This is a genomic window from Micromonospora sp. NPDC005237 (genome assembly GCF_040607775.1).
GTDB lineage: Bacteria > Actinomycetota > Actinomycetes > Mycobacteriales > Micromonosporaceae > Micromonospora.
Genome location: NZ_JBEXHJ010000008.1, coordinates 304,218 through 330,531, shown reverse-complemented (window position 1 = coordinate 330,531; position 26,314 = coordinate 304,218). Strand labels below are relative to the sequence as shown.

Sequence of the window (26,314 nt, the reverse complement as noted above, 5' to 3'; positions counted from 1 at the left end):
GGTGCGCGTACGCGGGCGCGACGACTTTCCGGGTCGGACGCGTACGTCGTCCTCGTCGTACTCCCGCCGTTTGGTCGCCAGGACCTGTCCCCTTCTCGCGTCAGTTCTTGCCGGTCACCATCGCTGACCATAGTGCCGGGAACTCGGGCATGGTCTTGGAGGTACACCCCACGTCGTCCACCTCGATGCCCGGAACGGCGAGCCCGGCCACCGCGGCGGCGTGGGCCATCCGGTGGTCGTGGTAGGTGCGGAACATCCCGCCGCGCAGCGGGCGAGGCCGGATCTCCAGCCCGTCCGGTGTCTCGGTGATGTCCGCCCCGAGGGCGGCGAACTCCCGCGCCAGCGCGGCCAGCCGGTCGGTCTCGTGGCCGCGGATGTGCCCGACACCGGTGAAGACCGACGGCGAGTCGGCAAGCATGGCCAGCGCGGTCAGCGCGGGGGTCAGCTCGCTGACGTCGGACAGATCGGCGGTCAGGCCGTGCACCACCCCGGTGCCGCGCACGGTCAGCCCGTTGGTGGAGAGGGTGACCTCGCCGCCCATCCGCTGCAGCAGCGAGCGGAGTTGCTCGACCGGCTGGGCGCTGCTGTGCGGCCAACCCTGCAGGGTCACCTCACCACCGGTGACCAGGGCGGCGGCGAAGAACGGCACCGCGCCGGAGAGGTCCGGCTCGATCTCCCAGCCACGCCCGGTGAGCGGGCCGGGCTCGACGGTCCAGACGTCGGGGGTGGTGTCGTCGACGGCGGCGCCGGCGGCCCGCAACATCTGCACGGTCATCCGCAGGTGCGGCGCGGAGGGCACCGGCGCACCGACGTGGCGCACCACGAGGCCCCGGTCGAAGCGCGGGGCGGCCAGCAGCAGACCGGAGACCAGCTGGCTGGACGCGGACGCGTCGATCACCACCTCGCCGCCGGTGACCCCACCGGTGCCGAGCACGGTCAGCGGGAGGCTGCCCGTCCCGGTGGCGTCGATCCGGACGCCCAGCGAGCGCAGCGCGTCGACCAGCGGGCCGAGCGGGCGGGTGCGGGCGTGCGGGTCGCCGTCGAAGGTGACCTGCCCGTCGGTCAGCCCCGCCACCGGCGGCAGGAACCGCATCACGGTGCCGGCCAGCCCCACGTCCACGTGGGCGGGGCCGACCAGCGGGTGCGGCCGGACCAGCCAACGCTCGTCGTCGTTGATCGACACGTAGGTGCCCATCGCGCGCAGGCCGGCGGCCATCAGCTCGGTGTCACGGGCGCGCAGCGGCTCGGCCAGGGTCGACGGCCCGGCGGCCACGGCGCTGAGCACCAGGGCGCGGGCGGTCATCGACTTGGAGCCGGGCAGGCGCAGTGTCGCCGACACCGGGTCGGACGCGGTCGGTGCGCTCCACGGCTGCGGCGGCCGGGTCGCGGTCAGATTCCCCACGGTTACATTCTGCCGTGTCGGCCGGTGAGTGACGCCGACCGGCGGTCGTACTCCCGGTTGGCGGGACAGCAGGCCGGGCCCCCGGCGGGTTAGCGTGAGCCCATGTGCGGCAGGTACGCGACGACCCGTGGCTCCGGCGAGTTGAGCGCGCTGTTCGAGTCGTCCGACGACACCGACGGCGCAATCCGGCCGGATCACAACGTCGCGCCCACCGATCGCGTGCCGCTGGTCCGGCTCACCCCGGAAGGGCATCGCAGCCTCTGTGTCGCCCGCTGGGGGTTTCTGCCGCACTGGTCCCGTTCCGCCGCCGGCGCGGCCCGCATGATCAACGCGCGGGCCGAGACGGTGGCCACCAGTCGGGCGTACGCCGGCGCGTTCACCCGCCGCCGCTGCCTGGTCCCGGCCGACGGCTGGTACGAGTGGGTCCGCCAGCCCGACGGCGGCCGGCAGGCGTACTTCATGACCCCGGCCGACGGCTCGGTGCTCGCCCTGGCCGGCATCTGGTCGGTCTGGGAGTCCGGCGCCGAGAGTCGGCTCACCTTCAGCGTGCTGACCACCGCGGCGCTCGGCGAGCTGGCCGAGGTGCACGACCGGATGCCGGTGCTGCTGCCGCCCGATCAGTGGTCGTCCTGGCTGGGGCCGTGCGACGAGCCCGAACGCCTGCTCGCGCCCGCGTCGCCCAATCGGCTGGCCGGGTTGGAGATCCGCCCGGTCGGGCCGGCGGTGGGTGACGTCCGCAACGACGGCCCGGAGTTGACCGCCCGAGTGTCCGTTCCGCCGCTGCCGGCCCCATCGGAGCTGACCCTGTTCTGAAGATGACAGGCATCGTCGGGCACCGATTTGCCAGGGTTCTGCTCGATTCGTCGCCTGGCCGTTCAGCCATGTTCTCCGTAGCCCCTTGTCCCGGTGTCCGGAAGTGCGATACAACACAGCGCCGGTAGTGGCTGTCGATTCGCACGGGGCGGACGACATCCACCGATCTTGCCGGTCCCACGGGGGAGGTGGGTGGAATGACACGGGCGCGTATGCCCCGTCCGCACGAGGTGGCTGCGGCACGGAGAGATCCGCGGCTGCTGCGGGCCTTGCGAGAACGCCGACAGGACGACGCGTGGCGCACCAGAGGGACGTGCCAGAGCGTCGATCCGGAGACGTTCTTTCCGGCGCCGAACGAACCGGCGGACGCCGCCGTCGCGCTGTGCCGCAGTTGTGACGTGCAGGGTTCCTGCCTGGCGTGGGCGCTGGAGGTCGGCGACTGCCACGGCGTGTGGGGCGCGACCACACCCCGCGAACGGCGGGCGATGCTGGTCGCCTGGCGCGGCGAGGTCGAGCCCGATCCGGACGCGGCCGACGACGCCGGCCCTCCGGTACGCGACCGCCTGCTCACCCTGGTGCCGCTGAGCTGACCGCCGGGGCGAACCATCCCGGTGATCGGCGAGGGCGGCGCAGAATGGGTCGGTGCTGCCCAGCGAAGAGATCAACACGCCCCGCGGTCCGGCGCGGATCGACACCGACCTGCCGGCCCGGTCGGCGACCGCCCTGCTGGTGCTCGGGCACGGGGCGGGCGGCAGCGTGGACGCGCCCGACCTGCTCGCGGTACGGGACACGGCGGTCGCGGCCGGCCTGACGGTGATCCGGGTGACCCAGCCCTACCGGGTCGCCGGCCGTCGCGCGCCGGCCCCCGCCGGGCACCTCGACGAGGCGTGGACGGCAGTGCTCGCCGCGCTGCGCGCTCGCCACGACGAGGTGCCCACGTTGCTGGTCGGAGGTCGTTCCAGCGGCGCGCGGGTGGCCTGCCGGACGGCCCGCGCGGTGGGTGCCGCCGGCGTCGTCGCGCTGGCCTTCCCGCTGCACCCGCCCGGCCGGCCGGAACGCTCCCGGGCCGCCGAACTGGCCACCGGCCTGCCGACGCTGGTGGTCAACGGCGACCGGGACCCGTTCGGGGTGCCGGCGTCGGGGCCGGGCGTGCAGGTCGTGACCCGGCCGGGTGAGACGCACGACCTACGGCGGGATCCGGCCGGCACCGCGGACGTGGTGCGGGACTGGCTGCGCCGGCACCGCTGGACGGCCGACTGAACCGCCCGACCGTTTCCGCCGCCGGGCGCGGGTCGTTGCATCCGTTGGTGCCGCCGGCCCGATTCGGACGGACGGCGCCAGTCCTCCCAGGCCCTTCCTGGTCCCAGCGCCGGTGCCACCGGGGCCGGGACCAGGAACGGGAGAGCCGGGCGGAATGCCCCACCGGTCATCTCGCGTTACTAACCCCGGACGACTTTTCTGCGAGGGGGGTGACCGGTGCCGACCGAGACACGAAGCCTGGAACGGGACGAGCGGGACGCCCGGCAGCTACAGCGGCTGCTGGATGGTCCGGACTGGCCCGTGACAGCGGGACCGGGCGGGGTGGGTGCGGTGAGCACGGGCACACCAGCCGGAAGTGAATCTGTGGGCAGGTCCGTGCGCGTATCCTCGGCGGGAAAGCATCCGACGCGAGGGGATGTGCGGTTGACCACCGAGAAGACGGACGAGCGCAGGGCCCGGTTCGAGCGGGACGCGATGCCATTCGTCGATCAGCTCTACGCTGCTGGGCTGCGCATGACGCGCAACCCGGCGGATGCCGAAGACCTGGTCCAGGAGACCTACCTGAAGGCGTACGCGGCCTTCCACCAGTTCGAGCAGGGCACGAACCTGAAGGCCTGGCTCTACCGGATCCTGACCAACACCTACATCAACTCCTACCGCAAGCGGCAGCGCCAACCGATCCAGGCGCCCACGGAGGAGATCACCGACTGGCAGCTCGCCGAGGCCGAGTCGCACACCTCCAGCGGGCTGCGCTCGGCCGAGACCGAGGCTCTGGACCGGCTGCCGGACAGCGACGTGAAGGAGGCCCTCCAGCAGTTGCCGGAGGAGTTCCGCCTGGCCGTCTACCTGACCGACGTGGAGGGCTTCTCCTACAAGGAGGTCGCCGACATCATGGGCACGCCGATCGGCACCGTGATGTCGCGTCTGCACCGCGGCCGTCGTAATCTGCGCAAGCTGCTCGAGCAGTACGCCGCGGAGCGGGGCTTCAGCCCCGCCCGGTCCGCGAAGGGCTCTGCCGCTGCCGCTGCCGGCCGGGAGGTGTGACGTGAGCTGTGGAAAGCCGCACGAGACGGACTGCCGCGAGGTGCTCGCGGAGGTCTACCTCTACCTGGATCTCGAGTGCGCCGACGAGCGGCGCTCGCTGATCCGGCACCACCTCGACGAGTGCGGGCCGTGCCTGCGCGAGTACGGGCTCGAACAGGAGGTGCGGGCACTGGTCGCCCGTTGCTGCGGCAACGAGACCGCACCCGATCAGCTGCGCGAGCGGCTGCGGGTCAAGCTCACCGAGCTGGTGGTCTTCGAGACCAGCGATTCCCGTGAGCTGGCCGACTGAGCGTCGGCGTACCGAAACGGCGAAACACCGGTGGCCCGGGTCGATCTTCGACCCGGGCCACCGGCGTACCCGGCCTGCGCCGGGTCGGACTGACCGGTGACGGGCGCATCGCCCGTCGGCGCGTTCAGGAGTTGGGACGCTTGCCGTGGTTGGCGGCGCTCTTCTTGCGGGCCTTCTTCTTGCGGGACTTCTTCGCCATGCTGACCTCCTCGTGATGGGTCGGATCCGTGCTGCGCGCGGCCTCGCGCCGGTGCACCCACCGGCCGCCCGGCGTCGGGTCCGACCCGCTGATGGTAGTGCGCTCGGCACCCGGTGCCTTCCCCCGGGGCCGCCCCGGCCGGCGGGCCGCACCGCTCCGCTCCCGCGTCCCACCCTCGCGTGATTGGATACGTCGGCAGGCACATCGCGAAAAAGGGAGGGCCGTGGACATGGCCGAGGAGATCCGCGCCGAGATGGTGGCGAACGTCTGGAAGGTCGTCGCGTCGGCGGGCGACACCGTGTCCGAGGGCGACACTCTGGTGATCCTCGAGTCGATGAAGATGGAGATCCCGGTCGTCGCCGAGGCCGATGGCGTGGTCCAGCAGCTCGCCGTGCACGAGGGCGACGTCGTGCAGGACGGCGACCTGATCGCGGTGATCGGTTGAGCGGGCTGCTGGTCCGGCTCGCCGACAGCGCCGACTTCCCGGCGGTCGCCCGGCTGACAGTGGCCGCGTACGAGGCGGACGGTCAGCTCAAGGGCGAGCACGGGTACGGGGCGGTGCTGGCCGACGTCTCGACCCGGGCCGCCAGCGGCGAGGTGCTGGTCGCGGTGGACGAGGCGACCGGCGCGGTGCTCGGCTCGGTCACCTTCGTGCTGCCGGGCACTCCGTTCGCCGAGCTGTCCGGGCCGGGCGAGGCGGAGTTCCGCATGCTGGCGGTCGACCCGGCCGCCCAGGGTCGGGGTGTGGGCGCGGCGCTGGCCCAGGCGTGCGTCGACCGGGCGGCCGAGCTGGGCTGTACGGCGGTCGTGATCTGCGTCCGCGCGGGGATGGCCGTTTCGGCCCACCGGCTCTACGAGCGCCTCGGGTTCGTCCGCATGCCGGAGAAGGACTGGTCGCCGGTGGAGGGCGTGGCCCTGCTGGGCCTGCGGCTGGAGCTGCCCCGCACCTGAGGCCGGCTCGTCAGCCCCGACCGCTGGTCGACGCCACCTCCTCGTCGGGCTCCGCGCCGATCGCGGCCAGCAACTCGTCGGCCACCTCCAGCGCCAGCCGGCGGCGTTCGGCGTCGGTGATGCCCGGTGCCCGCACGGCGAACCAGCTGGTGTGCACGGCGAACAGGGACAGGGTGGCGCGCAGTTGGGCGGCGGGGGAGTCGTCGCCCCGGCAGAGGGCGCTGGCGAGCCGCATCATCCGGCCACGCATCTGCTGGCCGGAGGAGAGGCTCTTGAGCACTGTCTGGTTCTGCTCGAAGAAGCGCATCACCGACGGCATGTCGCCGCCGAACATCGTGTCGGCGTAGCGGGAGATGAGGGCGCGGCGGGTGGCCAGGGTCGCCGGCTGTGAGTCGGCCCAGGCGGTCAGCGCGTCCATCTGATCCAGCCGATCCTCCACGAAGCTGGCGACGATGTCGTCCTTGCTCTTGAAGTGGTAGTAGAGCGCCGCCTTGGTGACGTTGAGGCGTTCGGCGATCTCCCGCAGCGAGGTCTTCTCGTAGCCCTGCTCGGTGAAGAGCTCCAACGCGACGGCCTTGATCCGCTCTCGGGTGCCGCCTGTGCTCTCCCTCACCTACGCCCCCCAATTCACTTGACCGTCAGTTGGTACCCAACTTACCGTGCGGCTAGTAAGGTGACTAGCCGGGCGGCAAGTAAGTAAGGCAATCTTTGGGGGGAGCTTACCCATGACACAGGCAACCCAGGCCGGCGCACGACCCAACGTACGGGTCGTGCTGTTCGGGCTGATGATCGCGATGATGCTCGCGATGCTCGACAACATGATCGTGAGCACCGCGCTGCCGCGGATCACCTTCGAGTTCGGCGGTGCCGGCCACTTCACGTGGATCGTCACGGCGTACATCCTCGGCACGACTGTCTCCACGCCGATCTGGGGCAAGCTCGGCGACCTCTACGGTCGCAAGACGGTCTTCCTGACCTCGGTGGTCATCTTCCTGATCGGATCGGCGCTCTGCGGCATGGCCGGCTCGGCGATGTTCGGCGGTGTCGACAAGGGCATGATGGAGCTGATCGCCTTCCGCGCCGTGCAGGGCCTGGGCGCCGGCGGCCTGATGGTCGGCGTGATGGCGATCATCGGCGATCTGGTGCCGCCGCGTGAGCGCGGGCGCTACCAGGGCATGATCGCTGGCATCATGGCCATCGCCATGGTGGCCGGCCCGCTGGTCGGCGGCTTCATCACCGACAACCTCTCCTGGCGCTGGGCGTTCTACGTGAACCTGCCGCTGGGCGGCGTCGCGCTGCTCGTGCTGATCACCACGATGCACCTGCCGAAGTACCGCACCGAGCACCGGATCGACTGGCTCGGCGCCGGCCTGCTCTCGGTCGGCATCACCGCGATCGTGCTGCTCACCACCTGGGGCGGCAACGAGTACGACTGGGTCTCGCCGCAGATCGTCGGCCTGGCCGTGCTGGCGCTGGTCGCGCTGGTGGCGTTCGGCCTCGTGGAGCGCCGGGTTCCGGAGCCGATCCTGCCGCTGGCGCTGTTCGCCAACCGCAACTTCGCGCTGATCTCGGTGATCGGCTTCCTGCTCGGCTTCGCGATGTTCGGCGCGATGAACTTCCTGCCGCTCTACCAGCAGACCGTGCAGGGGGCCTCGGCCACCAACAGCGGCCTGCTGTTGCTGCCGTTGATGTTCGGCATGCTGGTGGTCTCGCTGGTCATCGGCCGGGCGATCACCAAGAACGGTAGGTACCGGGCGTACCCGATCATCGGCGGCGTGGTGATGACCGGGGGCATGGCGCTGCTCTCCATGCTCGCCCTCGACACCAGCAAGCTGCAGTCCTCGCTCTACATGGTCGTGCTGGGCGTCGGCATGGGCTTCCTCATGCAGACCTCCATGCTGATCGCGCAGAACAGCGTGGAGCAGAAGGACCTGGGCGCGGCGAGCGGCGCGGCCACCTTCTTCCGGTCGATCGGCGGCTCGTTCGGTGTCTCGCTCTTCGGCGCGATCTTCGCCAACCAGCTCGCCGGCTCCGCCGCCGGCAAGGCGTTCAGCGGCGGCGGCGAGGGCGGGATGGACCTGGAGAAGCTCAAGCAGTTGCCCGCCCAGGCGCGTGAGCTGGTCCTCACCGGTCTCTCGGACGCCATCTCGCACGTGTTCCTCTGGGCCGTGCTGTTCACCATCGTGATCCCGGTGCTCGCCTGGTTCATCAAGGAGATCCCGCTGCGCACCGCCAACGAGGCGCCGCCGCAGGCCACCCCGGAGGAGGAGGCCGAGGTCGCCCTCGGCAAGGCCCCGGTCGCCTGAGCCCACCCGGCACCCGCGCGCCGCGTCGTCCCCCGGTGGGGAGGGCGCGGCGCGCGGGTCAGGAGCGGCGGGTCAGCCGTTGCCAGAGGCGGCGCAGCGGGTTGCGGGGGCGGGGGATTCGGGGGGCCAGCTCGCCGAGCATCCGGGTGGCCAGTGCCGCGGTGTCCGGGTCCAGGGCGGGGGCGGCCAGCGCGAGGTGGGCCAGCGAGACCGCGATCGGCACCGGCCGGGCCTGGGCCACCGCCGCCGCGTCGGCCAACCGCTCCGCCACCACGCGGGCCACGTCCGGCCGCACCGCCGGGTCCACCCAGGCGGCGGTGATCAGGGCGAACAGCGCCGCCTCGGTGACCCAGTCCTCCACACCCCAGACCAGGTCCACCAGCACCCGGCGTCGGGTCGAGTCCGCCCAGGGCTCGTCGGTGCGCTGGTGCAGCAGCCCCAGACAGGCCCAGACCTGCACCCCGCGGACCCAGATCGACGGATCCTGGGCGGCCAGCAGTCGTCCCAGCCCGCTCGCCGGTGCCGCGGGCGGGTGCACCAGAAGCCCGAGCAGGTCGTCGACGTCCAGGCCGGCCAGGCCCACCGCCGCGTCGTAGGCCGCCGGCGGGTGCGGCCACGCCGGGTGGGCCACCTGTCCGATCCGTTCGACCGCCGCCGCCGAGGGCGCCGGCAGTGCCGGCGTCGGCACGTTCTCCGCGAAATGCCACAGCCGCTGCGCGGACGGGCGTCGGGGCTCGCGCGGGTCCGGCTCCGCGGCGCCGGCGACCTCGATCCGCAGTCCGGGCGCCACCGCCGTCGCCGTCCGTAGGGCGCTCGGTGGGGCTGCCGCCGCGAGGCGTACGGCGCCGCCGATGCCGTTGTCGTCGTCGGCGACCGCCCGACGGAGCGCGTCGACCAGGGGGCCGCCGGCCGGCGTCAGTTGCCCGAGCCAGGGCCGTCCCCGGCAGCACTGGGCCAGATCGCCGTGCTCGTGGCTGTCGTCCGGGTGGTCACGGATGAAGTCGGCGAGCGCGACCAGGTGGGACAGGTCGCCGTCGCGCAGGTGCCGCAGCCGGTGGGCGGTGTGCACCGCGCAGTCGAACGACGGGTCCCGGGCCAGCGCCCGCTCGGTCCACTCCAACGCCTCGTCGAGTCGGCCGCTCTCGGCCAGGGTGCCGGCGATGTCGGCGTAGATGGCCAGGTCGTCGGGGTCCAGGTCGACGGCCCGGCCGAGGGCCGCGAGGGCGTCGCGGGTCCGACCCGCGCTGCGGTACGCGTACCCGAGCCAGACCTCGCCCATCTTCGACGGCTGGCACCGTACTCCTCGGCTGGCCCAGCGGATCGCCAGCGCGACCTCGCCGAGCCGTCGGGCCAGCGCGGACGCCGCGCCCAGCAGGAGACCGTGCTCGGGGTGCACGGTGGCGGCGTTGCGGGCCAGCGTGAGGTACGGCGTGAGGGCGTTCCGCCCGGCCCTCGGCACCGGGTCGGTCAGCGCCGCGCACACCTGCATGAGGACGCGGGCGATGTGTTCCGGTTCCAGCCGTTCGGCCAGCTCGGAGGCGGTCACCCACGGCACGCCCGCCCACTGGGTGCCGGGGGTGTGACCGGTCGCCGCCGCCAGCAGCTCCAGACCCTCGGCGGGGCGACCGGCGGCGGCCAGCAGGTGGGCGCGGGCGACGACCGCGCCCACGAAGGTGTGGTGGTTGATCGGGAAGAGGTCGAGCCCTCCTCCGTCGGCCGCAGCGAGGCGGGCCAGCGTCTCGTGCACCTCAGGCAGGGTGGGTGCCCGCGCCAGCGCGCCGGCCAGGTGGCCGGCGGCGTGGTGGAGGTCACCCTCGTCCAGTGCCAGCCGGGCCAGGGCCAGCTCCTCCGTCGCGGAGAGCGCGGGCTCGTCCCTTCCCTCTGGCACGGTGTCCTCTCGTCGCAGCTACAGACAGCGGGGCCAGCGTAGTTGATATTGAGATGATCAAGTGATCAACTGCGCACTGCTGCTCGAACAATTGCTGCTGTCAACTCTAACGTGCAAGACTGAGCAGGAAACGCGCGGCAATCGCGCAAGAGGGGAGCGTTCGTGACACGTGCAGGGTCCGGAATGGCGGCCGACATCGACGAGCAGCCCGCCGGCTACGCGCGCCTGCTCGACAGCGCCAACGCCGCGGCGATCGCCCGGGTGGCGGCTGTCGTGGCCGAGCGTCGACCGCGACACGTGGTCTTCACCGCCCGGGGCACGTCCGACCACGCGGCCCTCTACGGCGCGTACCTGACCGAGATCCGGCTCGGCCTGCCCGCCGGGCTCGCCTCGCCGAGCGTGGTCACCCTGTTCGGCGCCCGCCCCGACCTGTCCGACGCGCTCGTCGTCGGGGTCAGCCAGAGCGGTGGCTCACCCGACCTCGCCGAGGTGCTGCGCGCCGCGCGGGCCTCCGGCGCGCTCACCCTCGCGGTGACCAACGCCCCCGGCTCCCCGCTGGCCGAGACGGCCGAGTTGAGCATCGACATCGCCGCCGGGCACGAGCGGGCGGTGGCGGCGACGAAGACGTACACCGCCGAACTGCTCGCCCTGCTCATGCTGGTCGAGGGGATCCGGGCCGGCGAAGGCGTGCTCCCGGCGGCCGAGCGGGAGGCGCTCGCCGCGCTGCCCGACCTGGCCACCAGGACGCTCGCCGACGACACCCCGGCCCAGCTCGCGCCGCGCTACCGCTTCGCCCGCCAACTGGTCACCACCGGCCGTGGGTACGCCTACCCGACCGCCCGCGAGGCCGCGCTGAAGCTGATGGAGACCTCGTACCTGCCGGCGCTCGCCTTCTCCGGCGCCGACCTGCTGCACGGCCCGCTCGCGATGACCGACCCGGAGGTCCCGGTGCTCGCCGTCGTCGGCTCCGGTCCGGGTGGCCGGTCGATGGGCGAGGTGCTGCCCCGCCTCGGCGAGCGCCGCGCCGACGTGGTGGTCGTCGGCTCCGCCGACGTGCCGGGCGCCACCCGGCTCGCCGTCCCCGAGGTCGACGAGCGGTACGCGCCACTGCTGGACATCCTGCCGTTGCAGCGGCTGGCGCTGGCGTTGGCCCTGACCCGTGGCGAGGACCCGGACGCGCCGCGCGGCCTGAAGAAGGTCACCGCGACGATGTGAGGCGCCGCGCGGCGTGGCACCCTGGTCACCGTGTCCACGCTGCGCGACCTCGCCGAGGAGCACACCCATCTCCGTCCGGCCGACATCGACCACCTGCACCGGATCGCCGGCGACTGGCAGCTGCTCTCCGATCTGTCCTTCGCCGACCTGCTGCTCTGGGTGCCGGTCGACGCCGAGGGCACGTTCCTCTGTGTCGCCCAGGTCCGCCCGACGACCGCGCCCACCGCGTACCAGGACGACCAGGTGGGCCGGATCATCGGCGGCTCGGAGGTGGCCCACCTGGGGGTCGCCTACTCCCAGGGGCGGATCTGGCGGGAGGGCGACCCGGTCTGGTACGGCGACGTGCCGGCCCGACACGAGGCGATCCCGGTCCGGCTACGCACCGCCGACGGCGAGGCCGGCGAGGTCATCGCGGTGGTCGGCCGCGACACCAACCTCTCCACCGCGCGTACGCCCAGCCAGCTGGAACTCAACTATCTGACCACGGCCGACGACCTCGCCCAGATGATCGCGGACGGCACCTTCCCGCCACCGCGGCACCCGGGCGAGACCACCTCCGCCCCCCGCGTCGGCGACGGCCTGGTCCGGCTGGACGCCGGTGGCAAGGTCACCTACGCGAGCCCGAACGCGCAGTCCGCGTACCGCCGGTTGGGCTACGCCTCCCACCTGGTGGGGGAGGATCTGGCCGCGCTGCACCGCCGGCTGGCGGGCGACCCGCTGGACGGCACCGAGGCGGCGAACGGCATCCTGGCGGCGTTGCGCGGCGAGGCGCCGCCCCGGCGGGAGATCGACGCACGCGGGGCCACGATGCTCACCCGGGCCCTGCCGCTGATGCCGGCCGGGGTGCCGATCGGCGCGCTGGTGCTGGTCCGGGACATCACCGAGGTCCGTCGTCGGGACCGGGCACTGATCACCAAGGACGCCACCATCCGGGAGATCCATCACCGGGTGAAGAACAACCTCCAGACGGTGGCCGCGCTGCTGCGGTTGCAGGCCCGCCGGGTGGCCATGCCGGAGGCCCGGGTCGCTCTGGAGGAGTCCGTCCGCCGGGTCGCCTCGATCGCTCTCGTGCACGAGACGCTCTCGATGTCCAGCGATGAGGCGGTCGAGTTCGACGGCATCGTCGACCGGGTCGCCAGCGCGGCGACCGAGGTCGCGGCGACCGAGGTGAGCGTCGGCATGCGCCGCAAGGGCAGCTTCGGCGTACTGCCCGCGGAGATCGCCACGTCGCTGGTGATGGTCCTCAACGAACTGCTGCTCAACGCCGTCGAACACGGCTTCCCCCCAGCCGACGAGACGGACGACGCACCCGTGCCGCCGACCTCGGGCGTGGTGCCGGCCGTCGTCGCCGAGGTTGATCCGTCGGCGCGACCGGAGGTGGTGGTCTCGGCGCACCGGTTCCGCAAGATGCTGCACGTCTCGGTGACCGACAACGGGCGCGGGCTGCCACCCGAGTTCGACGCCGAGCGCGGCAGCCGACTCGGTCTCCAGATCGTGCGGGCCCTGGTCACCGGCGAGCTGCGCGGCACCATCGAGCTGCGCGCGGGCGCCAAGGGCGGCACCGAGGCGCTGCTCGTCGTCCCGCTGGCCCGCAACGCCCCGGAAGGCCGCTCACAAGCCTGACCCCCCGCCCGGTTACGCCTCCGTCGGCCGCTGGGGCTCTGGCGTTGGTGACGCGTTCGCGGTCCGGCGTTGGTGGCGCGTTTACCGTCCCGGCTTGCCGGCGCGGCGCGGCCGGGCAGTCATGTCGTTTGGAGCCATATACCTGTGAGTCATAAATATGACTCACAGGTATATCGCCTACTGAGGTGTGACGGGCGACGGCTGGCGGGGTGTCCAGGCTGTCGCGCCGAGCCCCCCGACCCTGGGCGGCATCGGCCCGAGGCGACGACCGGGCTGGGCCGGTGGGTCAGCGATCGAGGCGGCTGGTCAGCAGCGCGACGGTCAGGCCGGCACGCTGCCAGACCTGCGTGACGGTGAAGTCGGTGCGCAGCGCGTCGCCCTTGGCGCCGGGCACGGCGGCCAGCGGCTCGGCGTGCCGGCCGGAGACGACGAGCCACACTCGTGTCGTACCGGCCAGGCACTGTGCCGGTTGCGGGCACTCGGCGGCCCACAGGTCGCCCCGGCGGACCTCGTCCTCGGTGACCAGCACATCCCGTGGGGGGTCGCCGAGGTGGTACTCGATGCCGAGGTCGAGGAAGAGCCAACTGTGCCGGGGCGAGTAGACCACCGCGTCCCCCGGGCGTTGGCCGTCGGCGATCACCTGAGCCGCGCCCGCGTAGTCCACCGGCGCGCTGCGCGGCCACTCGTGGGTCCGGCGCAGCGCGGCCTGGTCGGGTAGGCCGAGCAGCGCGGCCAGGACCACCACGACGAGAGCGGCCGGTGGGGCCACGGCGGCCAGCGCCGCGCCCGCCAGCAGACACGCGAACGGCACCACGAAGACCAGGTACCGAGGAACCCACAGGGGTACGACCGTGCCGACGGCGAAGAGCAGCAGCACGGGCAGCAGCATCGCGCTCATCGGCAGCAGGGCGCGCCGCCCGAGCCGGGCAGCGCCCAGAGCGGCGACCCCGACCAGCAGACCGCCCACCACGCTGCTCTGGGCCACGCCGCCGGGCAGCGCGCTCAGGTCGTCCAGCCGGGCCGGATCGACCCAGCTCAACTGCTGGGAGCGCTGGGCGCGGGCGCGCAGCAGCAGCGGGGTCACCACCAGCGCGGCCGGCACCAGGGCGATCACCCACCGCCAAATCCGCCCGTCCCGGCCGCCGGGCCGGCCGGCCGGCGCATTGTCGTGGGTCGGCGCGCTGTCGTGGACCGGCGCGCTGTCGTGGGTCGGCGCGCTGTCGTGGGCCGGGGTGGTGTGGTGGACCGGCGCGGTGTGGTGGGTCGGCGTCGTCCCGGCGACCGGCGAGGCGACGCCGGCGGCGGCCGGGCCACGCCACCAGGTGATGACGACGACCAGCGCGTGCGCGGCGAGCAGGGTGAGCGCGATCAGATGGATGAGCCCGAGCGCGGCGACGGCGACGGCGTAACCGGCCCAACGGGCCCAGCTCGGTCGGCGCAGCGCGGTCACCAGCAGCAGGGTGGCGAGCACCGCGAGCATGGTGGCCAGCGCGTACGGGCGGGCCTCCTGGCCGTAGCGGGAGGTGCCGGGAAGCACCGCGAACAGCAACCCCGCGAAGAGGCCGGCACGCCGGTCGACGAGTCGCGCGCTGAGCACGGCGAGCAACCCGGCAGCCACGGTCATCGCCAGCACGGCCGGCGCGCGGAGCGCGACCGTCGAGTCGCCGAAGACTCTGGTCCAGCCGTGCATCAGCAGGTAGTACGGCCCGGTGGCGGCGTCGATGGTGCCGGCCAGGCGGGCCAGGTCGCGGGGCGAGCGGGTGGCCGCGCTCCAGGTCGCCAGCTCGTCGCGCCAGAGCTGGGCGGAGCCCAGCCCGGTCACCGTCACCGCCAGGGTGAGCAGCGCCGGGGGGAGCCAGACCGGCAGGCGACGCAGGTGTTCCCACGCCGCCCCGGTCGACTCGGACAATCCGCCCACGGTCCGAGCCTGCCACGGCCAGGCCGGCCCGTGATGTGGGATCCAGCACGCGGACATTGGCCGGCCCCCATGGGGTGTGGCAGCATGGGCCCATGACCGCCGCAGTCGTCCGCCGCTTCGTGGCTCGTCGCCACGTTGATTACGGCCGCGTGCGCAGCGCGATCTGTCCGGCCTACTGACGACGCCCGACCAATCCGTCTCGGGCGCGCTCCGCGCCGGCTGTCTGAAGACACCGTTGTCCCGCCCGCTACGCGGGCCGGCCGCCGCGCCCCGCGTAGCCCGAGGCACAGCAGACAACGGAGGACGCCGCGATGGCGGTCAGCAGCATCCCGGCCCGTTCCGGGGACCCGACGGCCCGCCCGGCCCGGGCGCCACGCCGGCCCCGGGGTGAGGGTCAGTGGGCGCTCGGCCACCGCGAGCCCCTCAACCCCAACGAGCGGATCAAAAAGGACGACGACCCGCTCAACGTCCGGGCCCGCATCGAGAACATCTACGCGCACCGCGGCTTCGCCTCCATCGACCCGCAGGATCTGCGCGGCCGTTTCCGCTGGTGGGGCCTCTACACCCAGCGCAAGGCGGGCATCGACGGCGGGCGCACCGCCGTGCTGGAGCCGCACGAGCTGGAGGACGAGTTCTTCATGCTCCGGGTCCGCATCGACGGCGGCCAGCTCAGCCTGGCTCAGCTGCGCGTGATCGCGGACATCTCGCGGGAGTTCGCCCGGGACACCGCCGACATCACCGACCGGCAGAACATCCAGTACCACTGGATCCGCGTCGAGGACATGCCGGAGATCTGGCGTCGGCTGGAGTCGGTCGGCCTGCAGACGACCGAGGCCTGCGGCGACTGCCCACGGATCGTGCTGGGCAGCCCGGTCGCCGGGGTGGCCCGCGACGAGCTGCTCGACCCGACCCCGGCGATCGACGAGATCGTCTCCCGGTACGTGGGGGACAAGCAGTTTTCCAACCTGCCCCGCAAGTTCAAGACCTCCATCTCCTGGCTGGTCGACACCCCGTACGAGTCGAACGACATCGCCTTCCTCGGCGTCGACCACCCCGAGCACGGGCCCGGCTTCGACGTCTGGGTCGGTGGCGGGCTCTCCACCAACCCGATGCTCGCCCAGCGGCTCGGCGTCTGGGTGCCGCTGGCCGAGGTGCCGGACGTGTGGGCCGGCGTGGTCGGGATCTTCCGCGACTACGGCTACCGCCGGCTGCGTAACCGGGCCCGGCTGAAGTTCCTGGTGGCCGACTGGGGCGTGGAGCGTTTCCGGGAGGTCCTGGAGAAGGAGTACCTGGGCCGTACGCTGCTCGACGGTCCCGCCCCGGAGCTGCCGGCGAAGCCGGTCGACCACGTGGGCGTGCACGAGCAGGCCGACGGGCGGCACTACGTGGGGGCCGCCCCGGTGGTCGGGCGGGTCTCCGGTGGGCAGCTCGCCCAGCTGGCCGACGTGGTCGAGGCGCACGGCAGCGACCGGGTGCGGCTCACCCCGTACCAGAAGCTGCTGGTGCTCGACGTGCCGTCGGAGCGGACGGAGTCGCTTGTCGACGCGCTGCGCGGGATCGGGTTGGAGGCCCGGCCGTCGGCCTGGCGACGCGGCACGATGGCGTGCACCGGCATCGAGTACTGCAAGCTGGCCATCGTCGAGACGAAGGCCCGCGGCGAGGAGCTGGTGGCCCGGCTGGAGCAGCGGCTGCGCGACTTCGACGCGGACATCTCGATCCACATCAACGGCTGCCCGAACGCCTGCGCCCGCACCCAGGTGGCCGACATCGGGCTCAAGGGCCAGCTGGTGGTCGGCCCGGACGGCCGCCAGGTAGAGGGCTTCCAGGTGCACCTGGGCGGTGGCCTGGGCATGGCGCAGGGGCAGAAGGCTGGTTTCGGCCGCAAGCTGCGCGGTCTGAAGACCACCGCCGACGAGCTTCCGGAGTACGTGGAACGGCTGGCCCGTCGCTACCTGGCCGGGCGGAGCGAGGGCGAGACGTTCGCCAACTGGGTGATCAGAGTCGACGAGGAGGAACTGCGATGAGCAGCGAGAACCGAGCGGCACCCCTGTACTGCCCGTACTGCGGCGAGGAGGACCTGCGGCCGCACGAGGCGGGGCACGGCGCCTGGGAGTGCCACGCCTGCGCACGGGTCTTCTCGGTGAAGTTCACCGGGCTGCTCTCGCAGGCGGTGACCCGATGAGTCTCGTCTCCGCCGCGAGCCTGCGCCTGGTCGGTCCGGGCGCTCAGACCTCGACCGACCCGGCCGGGCGCAGCCCGGACGAGCTGCGGACGCTGGCCGAGCAGGCGGCTCAGGACCTGGAGGGCGCCCCCGCCCTGGAGATCGCCCGCTGGGCGGCGCAGACCTTCGGTGACCGCTTCTGCGTCACCAGCTCGATGGCCGACGCCGTCCTGGCCCACCTGGTGTCCCGGGTCGCCCCGGGGGTGGACGTGGTCTTCCTCGACACCGGTCTGCACTTCCCGGAGACACTGCGGGTGCGCGACGAGGTGGCCCGGACGCTGCCGGTGAACGTCCGGTCGATCCGGCCCCGGCTCACCGTGGGGCAGCAGGACGGCCAGTACGGTCCGCGACTGTTCAACAAGTCGCCGGACGACTGCTGCCAGCTGCGCAAGGTGGAGCCGCTGGAGCGGGCGCTGTCCGGGTACGACGCCTGGGCCGCAGGCCTGCGCCGGGACGAGTCGCCGACCCGTGCCAACACGCCTGTGGTGACGTTCGACGCGCGACGCGGCAAGGTCAAGGTCAACCCGATCGCGGCCTGGTCGCAGGCGGACGTGGACGCCTACATCGCCCGCTGGAACGTCCCGGTCAACGAGCTGTTCAAGCAGGGCTACGGCTCGATCGGCTGCTGGCCGTGCACCCGACGGACGAAGGCCGGCGAGGACCCGCGGGCCGGGCGGTGGGCCATGTTCGAGAAGACCGAGTGCGGGCTGCACGTCTGACCCCGTCACCGACGACCCCGACCGGCCCGGTTGCGGCCGGCGGGGCGGCCCCGGTGGTGCTTGTCGCACACGGCAGCCGGGATCCACGAGCGGCCGAGGCCACCCGGGCGCTGGCCCGGGCGGTGTCGGCCGCCCGGCCCGGCCTGTCGGTGTGGGCGAGCTGGCTGGACCACACCGAGCCGGGACCGACCGAGGTGCTGCGCAGGCTGGCCGAGGCCGGGCATCCCCGTGCGGTGGTCGTGCCACTGCTGCTGACCGCCGCGTACCACCACCGGGTGGACATTCCGGCGGCCGTCGCCGCCGCGACGGAGGCCGGGCCCCCACTGGCGGTACGGGTGACCGACGTGCTCGGTCCGGCGGACGGAACGGTGTCGCCGGCGTTGCTGGCGGGGCTGCGCCGTCGGCTCGTCGAGGTTGGCCCGGGGCGCTTCGACGCGCTGGTGCTGGCCGCCGCGGGCACCCGGGACGCCCGGGCGCGCGGTTCGGTGGGCCGGGTGGCGGACGCGCTCGGCGCGGAGTTCGGGGTGCCCTGCCGGGTCTCGTACGCCTCGGCGGCCCCACCGGCGACCGCTGTGGCCGTGGCCCGGCTGCGGGCGGCCGGCGCGCGCCGGGTGGCGGTGTCCGCGTACTTCCTCGCGCCGGGCCTGTTCCACGACGCGGTGGCCGACTCGGCTCGGGCGGCCGGTGCGGTGGCGGTGGCGGCCCCGCTCACGGATGCGCCGGAGTTGGCCGAGCTGGTGCTGCGCCGGGTCGACGACCGGGGCGCGCTGGCACCGACGGGTTGACGGCTCAGCGGCTCGGGCGGCTCTGCCGCTGACGGCTCAGGCGGCTCAGCCGGGTTGGCGCAGACGGCGGCGGAGCCGGTGGCGGCTCAGGCGGGTTGGCGGGCACGGGACAGCAGTACGCCCCGGCAGGCGGACCTGCCGGGGCGTGCAGCTGTGTCGTTGGGGATCAGGCGGAGTGAGCGCGCAGCACCCGGAGGCCGCCGCGCCGCTTCACAGCGCGCCGCTCCTCCTCGCTCATCCCGCCCCAGACGCCGGCGTCCTGACCCGACTCGAGCGCCCACTGGAGGCACTGGTCGGTCACGGAGCAGCGCCGGCAGACGGCCTTGGCCTGCTCGACCTGCAGGAGAGCCGGTCCGGACGTCCCAATCGGGAAGAACAGTTCCGGGTCCTCGTCGCGGCAGACAGCATGGTGACGCCAGTCCATGGCGGCAACACTCCTCATTCTGGATGGGTGGCAATTTATTGCGGGTAGTGCTTTTCCTATATGCATCAGCAGTGCCTAAGGTGACCGTTCGCGTCTGACCATTCGGCAGTGCGTGAGCAGGCGGTTAGCCTCGGAGACCTGCTGGAACAGCTCAACCTGACGAGCATATCCAGGCAATGTCCCGGTAACTCAAGTTCGCTTGTGAATACTTTCACGAACGCTCGTGATGTCAAGGGTGACGCTCGGAAAAACTCCAAGCGGTGAGCAAGCCCACAACCCATTTGTCCGGGTTCCAGTGCGTTCCTGGTTACCCGCCGTGCCACAGCCGAGGATCAATATAGTACAGTCCGCGTGACATTGCTGACATTTCCGGCACCTGCCCCTCGGTGTGGCGGCACCTGCCGGCGCGGTTGCGGCGCCGCGTCGACCAAGGGCAGTACCCGAGACCTAGCAGATTACTCTGAGTGCGGCCGGAATGGATGCGAATCTGACTTTCTCCCGCTCGCCAAGATAGTCGCCGTCCAGCTGGAACGCCTGCGGGCGGCTGGAGAGCAGGGTGAACTCCGCTGTGTCATGGAGTCGTAACACCTGACGACCGCTCGGATCCGGCCGCCGGGACAGGAACTGGGTGACTGTCCGTGTTGTGCTAGCCACCCGGAGCTGACGCAGTGCCAGCACGTCGAGGCCGAGATCGAACGACGCCTCCGGGTTCGGGTTGACCTCGCGGTCGCCCAGGTACGTCCACGGAGCGGTGTTCTGGATGATGACGGTGGCCAGCTCGTCCTCCGCCGGCTCACCCGGTCGCTCCAGGCTGATCGCCGGATGCCGCCGGTCCGAGGCGAAGAAGTACTGGTTCATGATCGAGCGCAGGTAGAGCCCCGGAGTCGAGACCCGCCCCTTCCGCCGCGCCTGCTCCACCCGGTGGATCACCGCAGCGTCCACGCCGAACCCGGCGCAGAAGGTGAAGTAGCGGTCGTCCGCGCGGCCCAGCCCGACCGTGCGGTGCCGGCCCAGGCGCAACCCTTCGAGGATCATGCTGGTCGCCTCCGGCCATTCCCGGGGCAGGCCCAACGCGCGGGCGAACACGTTTGTCGAACCGCCCGGAACGGTGGCCAACGCGGGCAGTCGCTCCGCCATCGAGGCGCCCTCGACGCCGGCCGGCGGTTCGGCCGCCATCAGGCCGTTCACCACCTCGTTCACAGTGCCGTCACCACCCAGGGTGACGACGAGATCGACCCCCTCCACGGCGGCCTCCCGGGCCAGCGCCATGGCGTGCCCCCGGCGACGGGTGTAGCGCACACTGAGGTCGACTTCGCTGCGCAGCGCCCGGACAAGCACGTCCCGGCTGCGTTCGCTGGTGGTGGTGGCCTTCGGATTGACCACCAGGACGGCCCGCATGGGCGGCACTGTACCTCTCGGTAGCCCGGGTATCGTGGCGCGCGTGACCATCGACTCGGCCCCGGTTCCCGTCACACTCCGCTGGGCGGTGCGGCTGCTCTGGGCGGAGGCGGTCGCCGTCGGGCTGATCGCGGTCTGGCTGGTCTGGGCCGACCTCACCGCCACCACCACCGACCTGGCGTCGGCGCTGCTGGTGACCGCGTTCGCCGTCGGGGCGGCCATCGCGCTCTGGGCGCTGGGCCGCGCGCTGCTGCGCCGACAGGCCGGCGCGCGGGCCCCCGCGATCGTCCTTCAGCTCATGCTGCTGCCGATCGGCTGGTTCATGATCCAGGCCGGGCTGGGCTGGGCTGGCGTACCGCTGATGGCGCTCGGCCTGGGCGTCGGCTGGCTGCTCGTCAGCCCGCCCACGACGAAGGCCCTCGGCTTCGAGTGACCCCGCCGCACGGGCGGAGAGCAACGGATTCGCCCGCGGCCCCGGCTGTACGGGGTCGGCGGGGTGCGTCGGTCAGTAGCCGCCGGAGCGGCGGGTGAGCAACGAGATCGTCGCCCGGCCGTCGGTGGCCGTGGCGGACGCCGACGTGGTCAGGGCGGTGAGCACCTTCCAGGCGAAGGACGACTCGGCCGGCAACGTTGCCCCGCGTACGGTCGGCACGGTCACCTCGACGGTCAGCGCGTCGTTGGTGACCGAGAACCGGCACTCCAACTCGGCGTCGCGGGTGGCGATGGCGAGCAGCATGGCGCACGCCTCGTCGACGGCGATCCGCAGATCCTCGATCTCGTCGAGCGCGAACTGCAACCGGGCCGCGAGGCCGGCGGTGGCGGTGCGGAGCACGCCGAGGTAACCGCCGTCGGCGGGCACCGTGAGGTGCACCACGTCGTCGTCGGTCGCTGGCTGGCCGGTCAGTTGAGTCACGCCTCATCCCCCCGGTCGGGGACTCTACCCGGTCAGTCGTTCGGGCGCGTGTCGGCGGCCTCCGCCTGAGCGGCCAGGTCGCGCAACGCGTCACCGCTGAGCCGGTAGGGGACCCACTCGCTCATCTGCTCGGCGCCGATGGAGGCGTAGAAACCGGCAGCCGGATTCCACTCGATCATCCACCACTCCAGCCGCCGGTAACCCCGTCGTACGCAGATGTCGGCGAGCGTGGCGAGCAGCAGCCGGCCCGCGCCGGTGCCCCGGGCGGCCGGGGATACGTAGAGATCCTCCAGGTAGATGCCGTGCACGCCAGCCCAGGTGGAGAAGTTGAGAAACCACAGGGCGAAGCCGACCGGCTGGTCGCGCTCGTCGACCGCGACGTGGCCGAAGAGCGCCGGAGCAGTCGCGAACAGCGCCGAGGTGAGCTGCTCGGTGGTGAGGTGGCACTGGTCGGGAGCGCGTTCGTACTCCGCCAACTCGTGCACCATGGCGACGACGGCCGGCACGTCCTCGGGACGTACCGGCCGGATCGTCGGGATGACCGCGTTGGTCACGCCTTCTTGGTCTCCCAGAAGATCTTCGCGATCTCGTCGATCTTCGCGAGGAGCTTGTCGGCGGTGGCCGGGTCGAGGCTGCCCTTGACGCCACCGGCGCCGGCGAGCTTGGTGGCCTCGTTGAACAGGGTGTGCAGGTTCGGGTACTTCTCGAAGTGCGGCGCCTTGAAGTAGTCGGTCCAGAGCACCCACAGGTGGTGCTTGACCAGCTCGGCGCGCTGCTCCTTGATGATGACCGCCCGGGTGCGGAACTCCGGGTCGGTGTTCGCCTGGTACTTCTCGCAGATCATTTTGACCGACTCGGCCTCGATCCGGGCCTGGGCCGGGTCGTAGACGCCGCACGGCAGGTCGCAGTGAGCGCTCGCGGTGACGCGGGGCGCAAGGATGCGTGGAAGTCGCATCGGGATCCTCCATGGGAAGTTTGCGATGATCAAAGGCGACATTACTCCTGGGAATGCTCCCCGAACCGGGTGGAGGTGAAACCAGTGCGAGCCGATCACCCGGCGGAGGTGCCGCACCTGCGCGGGCCGCTGACGCCCGTTTCGGTGACGGGCCCGTCCATGGCGCCGACGCTGCGGCACGGCGACGCGGTGCTGGTCCGCTCGGGGGGGCGCCCGATCCGACCCGGTGACGTGGTGGTCGCCGTCTTCCGGACGCGTCCCGAGCTGCTGGTCGTGAAGCGGGCGGTACGACCGCAGGACGGCGGCTGGTGGCTGCGCGGCGACAACGATCTGGTCACCGACGACTCCCGGGCGTACGGGGTGGCCGACGTGCGCGGGAGGGTGCTGTTCCGCTACTGGCCCCGCCCCGGACGGGTGCACCGTCGGACGTTATGACCCTGCTCACATCCGAGTGACGGTACCGACACTATGCTCGGAAAGTGCCCGGGTGACCCCCCGCACCGCGTGCCACTGCTCGCCGCCCACCTCGCGGCCGGGCCGGCCGCCCCGTCTGCTCGACAGATCCTGGAGTCACCATCATGTCTTCGTCCACCGTGGACCCTGCTGATCCCGTCTTCCAACTGCACCTGGGCGGCAAGATGGCCGTCGCCTCGACGGTCCCGCTCACCAGCCGCGAGGACCTCTCCCTCGCGTACACCCCGGGTGTGGCCCGGGTGTGTGAGGCGATCGCCGCCGACCCCGACCTGGCCGACGACTACACCTGGGCGTCGCACGCCGTCGCGGTGGTCACGGACGGTTCGGCGGTGCTCGGGCTCGGCAACATCGGCCCGCGCGCCGCGTTGCCGGTGATGGAGGGCAAGGCGGTGCTGTTCAAGCAGTTCGCGGGGGTGGACGCGGTTCCGGTCTGCCTGGACACCCAGGACGTGGACGAGATCGTCGCGGTGGTGCGGGCACTGGCCCCGTCGTTCGGCGGGATCAACCTGGAGGACATCAGCGCGCCACGCTGCTTCGAGGTGGAGCGCCGACTCGACGAGGCGCTGGACATCCCGGTCTTCCACGACGACCAGCACGGCACCGCCATCGTGGTGCTCGCCGCGCTGCGCAACGCCGCCACCCTGCTCAACCGCAAGCTCGGTGACCTGCGGGTGGCGGTGAGTGGCGCGGGCGCGGCCGGCGTGGCCGTGACGAAGATGCTGGTCGCCGGTGGGGTCAACCCCGACCAGGTGGTGGTCTGCGACTCCAAGGGGATCATCGGCCGGCACCGCACCGAGTTGACCGGCACCAAGGCCGAGTTGGCGGCGAGCACCAACGCCGACGGCCGCCAGGGCGACATCACCGAGGCGCTGCGTGGTGCGGACGTGCTGATCGGCGTCTCCGGCGGGCAGATCCCCGAGGCGGCCGTCGCCCAGATGGCACCCGGCGGGATCGTGTTCGCGCTGGCCAACCCGACCCCGGAGGTGCACCCCGAGGTGGCCACCCGGCACGTCGCGGTGGTCGCCACCGGCCGCAGCGACTTTCCCAATCAGATCAACAACGTGCTGGCCTTCCCCGGGGTGTTCCGGGGCGCGTTGGACGCGCGGGCCACCCGGATCACCGAGGGGATGAAGGTCGCCGCCGCCGACGCCATCGCCGGCGTGGTGGCCGAGTCGCTCACCGCCGACGCGATCGTCCCGTCGCCGCTCGACCCGCGCGTCGCCCCGGCCGTCGCCGAGGCCGTCGCCGAAGCGGCCCGTCGCGACGGAGTCGCCCGCCGGTAGGCGGGGCCCTTCTTAACGGGCGCTCAGCTTGTTACCGTGCCGATCATGCGTGCCGCCTTCGCCTCCCGCTTCGACGATGCCGATCCGCTCGCCGCCCTCACCGTCGGTGAGCGGCCCGAGCCGACCCACCCGGAGGACGACTGGGTGACCGTGCAGGTACGGGCCACCTCGCTCAACCACCACGACCTCTGGTCGCTGCGCGGCGTCGGTCTCACCGAGGCCCAGCTGCCGATGATCCTCGGCTGCGACGCGGTCGGCGTGGACGCCGACGGCAACGAGATGGTCGTCTACCCGGTCGTCGTCACCCCGGGTGACCCGCGCGGGGTTTCGATCCTGTCCGAGCACTTCGCCGGGACCCTCGCCGAGCGGGTCGCCGTACCCCGGTCGAACCTGATCCCACTGCCCGACGGCATGGCGGCGACCGACGCGGCGTGCCTGCCCACGGCCTGGCTGACCGCGTGGCGGATGCTGACCACCAAGGGCCGCGTCGCGGACGCCGACAGCGTGCTGGTGCAGGGCGCGGGCGGCGGCGTCGCGACCGCGGCCGTCGCGCTCGCTGTCGCGATGGGCAAGCGGGTGTACGCGACCAGCCGTGACGCCGCCAAGCGGGAGCGGATCACCGCCCTCGGGGCGACTGCCCTGGAGTCCGGTGCCCGGCTGCCGGAGCGGGTCGACGTGGTGATCGAGACGGTCGGCGCGGCGACGTTCGACCACTCGTTGAAGTCGGCCGCGCCGATGGCCCGGATCGTGGTCTCCGGCGCCACCGCCGGGCACCAGCCGTCGGTCAACCTGCGCCGGGTCTTCGCCATGCAGCTGGAGATCCTGGGGACCTCGATGGGCACGCCGGAGGAGCTGTACGAGCTGCTGGCGTTCTGCGCCGAGAATGAGGTCCGCCCGGTGATCGACACCGTGGTCCCGTTCAGCCGGGTCGAGGACGCCTTCGCCCGCCTGCACTCCGGCGACACCTTCGGCAAGATCGTCATCGACCACACCGCCTGACGCGGGTCGTGCCCCCGCCGGACGCCGCCCGGCCGGCCCAGCCCTGCCCCGCCCCAAGACATCATGGAAATAGTGGCCTCCGCGTCGTGGGAGGCCACTACTTCCTGGTTAATCCGCGATCTTGAGCGGTCGGAGCGGTCGGGATCTCAGAGGTGATCGTCGAAGGTGGCGATGTCGCCGCGCGTCGCGTCGGTGGGGATGCGCTTCTTGGCCTCCGCGTCGCCGTACAGCGACCAGCGCAGGAACTCGACGGACGTGTCCGAGACGACCCGCAGCGTCGCGGCGTCGCTGAGCAGCGCCCGCCCGTGGTCGCCCTTGGGCAGGCTGAGCAGCGCCTTCGGCCACGGCACCTTGTCGTACGCCGCCTTGCCCGCCGCGTAGTCGACCACCTCGTCCAGCTCGCCGTGCACGAACAGCTGCGGCGCGGTCGCCCCTGCGAACGCCGTACCCACGCCTACGGCCGTGCCGGCGAACACCACCCCGGCGTCCAGCCGCTCGTCCCGGCTGGCGGTGAAGAGGCCGATGGTGGTCACCCCGCCGGCCGAGTGCCCGGCCGCGGCGACCCGGTCGGTGGCCAGCCGGCCGCGCAGCCCGTCGCCGGCCTTGCCGTCGAGCGCCAGCACCTGGGTCAGCGCGTACGACACGTCGGCCGGCTGGTTGAGCACGTCGAGGATGTTGCCGTCGCTGCCCCGGGAGGTGTGCGGGAAGGTCGGCGCGGCCACCACGAAGCCCGCCGCCGCCCAGCGGGTCAGCAGGGTGGCGTAGTCCTCCGGCCGCCCGGTGAGGCCGTGGCTGAACATCACCACCGGAAACCGGCCCTGTGCCGCCGCCGCGGACCGCTTGACCGCGCCGCCGGCCTCCCCGGCCGCCGGATACCAGAGCGTCACCGGCAGCGCGCGGCCGTCGCGGTTCAGCTTGAGCTGGCGTACGCCGACGCCGAAGGCGCTTTTCGGTGCGGTCCCGGCGGGTACCTGCGGCGTCGGCGTGGCGGCGGGCGGTGGCGCGGCCGGCGCCCGCCAGCTCTCGGTCTTGCGGGCGTCGGCGGAGCAGCCGACCAGGCTGGCCATGAGCAGGACGCTGGCCAGCAGCGTGGAGGTGACGCGACGCGACATGAAGCCAATTGTGCCCTGCCGCGCCGACCGGCTCGGCGCGGTTCGACGCGCAGTGGCCGCGGCGTGACCGGTTCGCTCAGGCCGCGGCGTGACCGGCTCGCTCGGGCCACGCCGTGACCGGTT

Annotated in this window: 29 protein-coding genes; 18 read left to right on the top strand and 11 right to left on the bottom strand. The window is 72.5% G+C overall.

All coding sequences use genetic code 11. From position 1 onward, the window contains the following. Positions 1-100: 100 nt before the first annotated feature. Positions 101-1,402, bottom strand: a complete 1,302-nt coding sequence (gene aroA, locus ABZT87_RS23445; protein ID WP_355063673.1) for a 3-phosphoshikimate 1-carboxyvinyltransferase — start codon at positions 1,400-1,402, stop codon at positions 101-103. 102 nt (positions 1,403-1,504) lie between these two features. Between aroA and ABZT87_RS23440 the strand changes: the two genes are divergently transcribed. From ABZT87_RS23440 to rsrA, 5 genes are all read left to right on the top strand, one after another. Further along, positions 1,505-2,215 carry an SOS response-associated peptidase gene (locus ABZT87_RS23440; protein ID WP_355138071.1) on the top strand — a complete coding sequence of 237 codons (711 nt, stop codon included), beginning with the start codon at positions 1,505-1,507 and terminating at the stop codon, positions 2,213-2,215. Between the two features lie 197 nt (positions 2,216-2,412). Further along, positions 2,413-2,805, top strand: a complete 393-nt coding sequence (locus ABZT87_RS23435; protein WP_007464737.1) for a WhiB family transcriptional regulator — start codon at positions 2,413-2,415, stop codon at positions 2,803-2,805. 52 nt (positions 2,806-2,857) lie between these two features. Next, positions 2,858-3,475: an alpha/beta family hydrolase gene (locus tag ABZT87_RS23430; protein WP_354861334.1), complete on the top strand. Its 618-nt coding sequence runs from the start codon at positions 2,858-2,860 to the stop codon at positions 3,473-3,475. 216 nt (positions 3,476-3,691) lie between these two features. Beyond that, positions 3,692-4,519: a sigma-70 family RNA polymerase sigma factor gene (locus ABZT87_RS23425; RefSeq protein ID WP_354861333.1), complete on the top strand. Its 828-nt coding sequence runs from the start codon at positions 3,692-3,694 to the stop codon at positions 4,517-4,519. A gap of 1 nt (position 4,520) precedes the next feature. Continuing rightward, positions 4,521-4,808, top strand: a complete 288-nt coding sequence (rsrA, locus tag ABZT87_RS23420) for a mycothiol system anti-sigma-R factor (RefSeq protein WP_007464731.1) — start codon at positions 4,521-4,523, stop codon at positions 4,806-4,808. 124 nt (positions 4,809-4,932) lie between these two features. Here rsrA and ABZT87_RS23415 read toward each other — a convergent pair whose 3' ends face one another. Then, a complete protein-coding gene (locus ABZT87_RS23415; RefSeq protein ID WP_255787660.1) occupies positions 4,933-5,064 on the bottom strand; it encodes a hypothetical protein in 132 nt (43 codons plus the stop codon). Positions 5,065-5,230: 166 nt separating this feature from the next. On the opposite strand from ABZT87_RS23415, the gene ABZT87_RS23410 reads away from it, so the two are divergent. Together ABZT87_RS23410 and ABZT87_RS23405 are read left to right on the top strand one after the other, a co-directional pair. Further along, on the top strand, positions 5,231-5,452 hold the full coding sequence (locus tag ABZT87_RS23410) for a biotin/lipoyl-binding carrier protein (RefSeq protein WP_007464729.1): 222 nt from the start codon (positions 5,231-5,233) through the stop codon (positions 5,450-5,452). After that, positions 5,449-5,958: a GNAT family N-acetyltransferase gene (locus tag ABZT87_RS23405; protein WP_355138069.1), complete on the top strand. Its 510-nt coding sequence runs from the start codon at positions 5,449-5,451 to the stop codon at positions 5,956-5,958. The genes ABZT87_RS23410 and ABZT87_RS23405 overlap by 4 nt, the downstream gene beginning before the upstream one ends. Positions 5,959-5,968: 10 nt before the next feature. Here the strand turns inward: ABZT87_RS23405 and ABZT87_RS23400 are convergent, their stop codons facing one another. Further along, positions 5,969-6,571 (bottom strand): helix-turn-helix domain-containing protein, encoded by a 603-nt coding sequence (locus ABZT87_RS23400; RefSeq protein ID WP_355138067.1) that lies wholly within the window; start codon positions 6,569-6,571, stop codon positions 5,969-5,971. A 112-nt stretch (positions 6,572-6,683) separates the two neighbouring features. On the opposite strand from ABZT87_RS23400, the gene ABZT87_RS23395 reads away from it, so the two are divergent. After that, entirely contained in the window at positions 6,684-8,264 is a 1,581-nt protein-coding gene (locus tag ABZT87_RS23395) for an MDR family MFS transporter (protein ID WP_355138065.1), read from the top strand. A gap of 58 nt (positions 8,265-8,322) precedes the next feature. On the opposite strand, the gene ABZT87_RS23390 is transcribed toward ABZT87_RS23395, so the two are convergent. Continuing rightward, the gene (locus ABZT87_RS23390; RefSeq protein ID WP_355138063.1) at positions 8,323-10,152 is read right to left on the bottom strand and encodes a tetratricopeptide repeat protein; all 1,830 of its coding nucleotides are present in this window, start codon (positions 10,150-10,152) and stop codon (positions 8,323-8,325) included. 183 nt (positions 10,153-10,335) lie between these two features. Between ABZT87_RS23390 and ABZT87_RS23385 the strand changes: the two genes are divergently transcribed. After that, positions 10,336-11,367: an SIS domain-containing protein gene (locus ABZT87_RS23385; RefSeq protein WP_354858527.1), complete on the top strand. Its 1,032-nt coding sequence runs from the start codon at positions 10,336-10,338 to the stop codon at positions 11,365-11,367. A gap of 30 nt (positions 11,368-11,397) precedes the next feature. Next, on the top strand, positions 11,398-12,990 hold the full coding sequence (locus tag ABZT87_RS23380) for a histidine kinase N-terminal domain-containing protein (RefSeq protein ID WP_355063659.1): 1,593 nt from the start codon (positions 11,398-11,400) through the stop codon (positions 12,988-12,990). A 286-nt stretch (positions 12,991-13,276) separates the two neighbouring features. Here the strand turns inward: ABZT87_RS23380 and ABZT87_RS23375 are convergent, their stop codons facing one another. Further along, positions 13,277-14,908: a glycosyltransferase family 39 protein gene (locus ABZT87_RS23375; RefSeq protein ID WP_355138061.1), complete on the bottom strand. Its 1,632-nt coding sequence runs from the start codon at positions 14,906-14,908 to the stop codon at positions 13,277-13,279. Between the two features lie 311 nt (positions 14,909-15,219). On the opposite strand from ABZT87_RS23375, the gene ABZT87_RS23370 reads away from it, so the two are divergent. From ABZT87_RS23370 to ABZT87_RS23355, 4 genes are read left to right on the top strand one after another with little or no spacing between them, the layout of a single operon-like run. Beyond that, positions 15,220-16,932, top strand: a complete 1,713-nt coding sequence (locus ABZT87_RS23370; RefSeq protein WP_355138059.1) for a nitrite/sulfite reductase — start codon at positions 15,220-15,222, stop codon at positions 16,930-16,932. After that, positions 16,929-17,090 (top strand): hypothetical protein, encoded by a 162-nt coding sequence (locus tag ABZT87_RS23365; RefSeq protein WP_354858473.1) that lies wholly within the window; start codon positions 16,929-16,931, stop codon positions 17,088-17,090. The genes ABZT87_RS23370 and ABZT87_RS23365 overlap by 4 nt, the downstream gene beginning before the upstream one ends. Then, positions 17,087-17,848 carry a phosphoadenylyl-sulfate reductase gene (locus ABZT87_RS23360; protein ID WP_355063653.1) on the top strand — a complete coding sequence of 254 codons (762 nt, stop codon included), beginning with the start codon at positions 17,087-17,089 and terminating at the stop codon, positions 17,846-17,848. The genes ABZT87_RS23365 and ABZT87_RS23360 overlap by 4 nt, the downstream gene beginning before the upstream one ends. Further along, positions 17,845-18,633 carry a CbiX/SirB N-terminal domain-containing protein gene (locus ABZT87_RS23355; RefSeq protein ID WP_355138233.1) on the top strand — a complete coding sequence of 263 codons (789 nt, stop codon included), beginning with the start codon at positions 17,845-17,847 and terminating at the stop codon, positions 18,631-18,633. Before ABZT87_RS23360 ends, ABZT87_RS23355 begins: the two co-directional genes overlap by 4 nt. 166 nt (positions 18,634-18,799) lie before the next feature. Here ABZT87_RS23355 and ABZT87_RS23350 read toward each other — a convergent pair whose 3' ends face one another. Together ABZT87_RS23350 and ABZT87_RS23345 are read right to left on the bottom strand one after the other, a co-directional pair. Continuing rightward, positions 18,800-19,057, bottom strand: coding sequence for a WhiB family transcriptional regulator (locus ABZT87_RS23350; RefSeq protein WP_007072794.1), 258 nt, complete (start codon positions 19,055-19,057; stop codon positions 18,800-18,802). A gap of 447 nt (positions 19,058-19,504) precedes the next feature. Then, positions 19,505-20,455 (bottom strand): diacylglycerol kinase family protein, encoded by a 951-nt coding sequence (locus tag ABZT87_RS23345; RefSeq protein ID WP_355138057.1) that lies wholly within the window; start codon positions 20,453-20,455, stop codon positions 19,505-19,507. Between the two features lie 43 nt (positions 20,456-20,498). Between ABZT87_RS23345 and ABZT87_RS23340 the strand changes: the two genes are divergently transcribed. Further along, complete coding sequence (locus ABZT87_RS23340) at positions 20,499-20,888, top strand: hypothetical protein (RefSeq protein WP_355138055.1); 390 nt, start codon at positions 20,499-20,501, stop codon at positions 20,886-20,888. A 72-nt stretch (positions 20,889-20,960) separates the two neighbouring features. Here ABZT87_RS23340 and ABZT87_RS23335 read toward each other — a convergent pair whose 3' ends face one another. The 3 genes from ABZT87_RS23335 to sodN all read right to left on the bottom strand — a co-directional run bounded on the left by ABZT87_RS23335 (position 20,961) and on the right by sodN (position 22,323). Continuing rightward, positions 20,961-21,368 carry an ATP-binding protein gene (locus ABZT87_RS23335; protein WP_266245852.1) on the bottom strand — a complete coding sequence of 136 codons (408 nt, stop codon included), beginning with the start codon at positions 21,366-21,368 and terminating at the stop codon, positions 20,961-20,963. A gap of 32 nt (positions 21,369-21,400) precedes the next feature. Next, positions 21,401-21,856, bottom strand: a complete 456-nt coding sequence (locus ABZT87_RS23330; RefSeq protein WP_354858530.1) for a GNAT family N-acetyltransferase — start codon at positions 21,854-21,856, stop codon at positions 21,401-21,403. A 62-nt stretch (positions 21,857-21,918) separates the two neighbouring features. Beyond that, positions 21,919-22,323, bottom strand: a complete 405-nt coding sequence (gene sodN, locus ABZT87_RS23325; RefSeq protein WP_007464694.1) for a superoxide dismutase, Ni — start codon at positions 22,321-22,323, stop codon at positions 21,919-21,921. Between the two features lie 84 nt (positions 22,324-22,407). Between sodN and ABZT87_RS23320 the strand changes: the two genes are divergently transcribed. From ABZT87_RS23320 to ABZT87_RS23310, 3 genes are all read left to right on the top strand, one after another. Further along, positions 22,408-22,758 (top strand): S26 family signal peptidase, encoded by a 351-nt coding sequence (locus tag ABZT87_RS23320; RefSeq protein ID WP_355138053.1) that lies wholly within the window; start codon positions 22,408-22,410, stop codon positions 22,756-22,758. A gap of 143 nt (positions 22,759-22,901) precedes the next feature. Then, a complete protein-coding gene (locus ABZT87_RS23315; RefSeq protein ID WP_355063651.1) occupies positions 22,902-24,080 on the top strand; it encodes an NADP-dependent malic enzyme in 1,179 nt (392 codons plus the stop codon). A 36-nt stretch (positions 24,081-24,116) separates the two neighbouring features. Then, positions 24,117-25,079 carry a zinc-binding dehydrogenase gene (locus ABZT87_RS23310; RefSeq protein WP_354858483.1) on the top strand — a complete coding sequence of 321 codons (963 nt, stop codon included), beginning with the start codon at positions 24,117-24,119 and terminating at the stop codon, positions 25,077-25,079. Between the two features lie 146 nt (positions 25,080-25,225). Here ABZT87_RS23310 and ABZT87_RS23305 read toward each other — a convergent pair whose 3' ends face one another. Beyond that, positions 25,226-26,191, bottom strand: coding sequence for a chlorophyllase (locus ABZT87_RS23305; protein ID WP_355138051.1), 966 nt, complete (start codon positions 26,189-26,191; stop codon positions 25,226-25,228). Between the last annotated feature and the right edge of the window lie 123 nt (positions 26,192-26,314).

What these genes read in the sequence shown, in the direction of transcription:
- ABZT87_RS23440 (WP_355138071.1), top strand. Translation starts at nt 1,505, where the DNA reads ATGTGCGGCAGGTACGCGACGACCCGTGGCTCCGGCGAGTTGAGCGCG.
- ABZT87_RS23435 (WP_007464737.1), top strand. Translation starts at nt 2,413, where the DNA reads ATGACACGGGCGCGTATGCCCCGTCCGCACGAGGTGGCTGCGGCACGG.
- ABZT87_RS23395 (WP_355138065.1), top strand. Translation starts at nt 6,684, where the DNA reads ATGACACAGGCAACCCAGGCCGGCGCACGACCCAACGTACGGGTCGTG.
- ABZT87_RS23385 (WP_354858527.1), top strand. Translation starts at nt 10,336, where the DNA reads ATGGCGGCCGACATCGACGAGCAGCCCGCCGGCTACGCGCGCCTGCTC.
- ABZT87_RS23370 (WP_355138059.1), top strand. Translation starts at nt 15,220, where the DNA reads ATGGCGGTCAGCAGCATCCCGGCCCGTTCCGGGGACCCGACGGCCCGC.
- ABZT87_RS23365 (WP_354858473.1), top strand. Translation starts at nt 16,929, where the DNA reads ATGAGCAGCGAGAACCGAGCGGCACCCCTGTACTGCCCGTACTGCGGC.
- ABZT87_RS23360 (WP_355063653.1), top strand. Translation starts at nt 17,087, where the DNA reads ATGAGTCTCGTCTCCGCCGCGAGCCTGCGCCTGGTCGGTCCGGGCGCT.
- ABZT87_RS23350 (WP_007072794.1), bottom strand. Translation starts at nt 19,057, where the DNA reads ATGGACTGGCGTCACCATGCTGTCTGCCGCGACGAGGACCCGGAACTG.
- ABZT87_RS23345 (WP_355138057.1), bottom strand. Translation starts at nt 20,455, where the DNA reads ATGCGGGCCGTCCTGGTGGTCAATCCGAAGGCCACCACCACCAGCGAA.
- ABZT87_RS23330 (WP_354858530.1), bottom strand. Translation starts at nt 21,856, where the DNA reads ATGGTGCACGAGTTGGCGGAGTACGAACGCGCTCCCGACCAGTGCCAC.
- sodN (WP_007464694.1), bottom strand. Translation starts at nt 22,323, where the DNA reads ATGCGACTTCCACGCATCCTTGCGCCCCGCGTCACCGCGAGCGCTCAC.
- ABZT87_RS23315 (WP_355063651.1), top strand. Translation starts at nt 22,902, where the DNA reads ATGTCTTCGTCCACCGTGGACCCTGCTGATCCCGTCTTCCAACTGCAC.
- ABZT87_RS23305 (WP_355138051.1), bottom strand. Translation starts at nt 26,191, where the DNA reads ATGTCGCGTCGCGTCACCTCCACGCTGCTGGCCAGCGTCCTGCTCATG.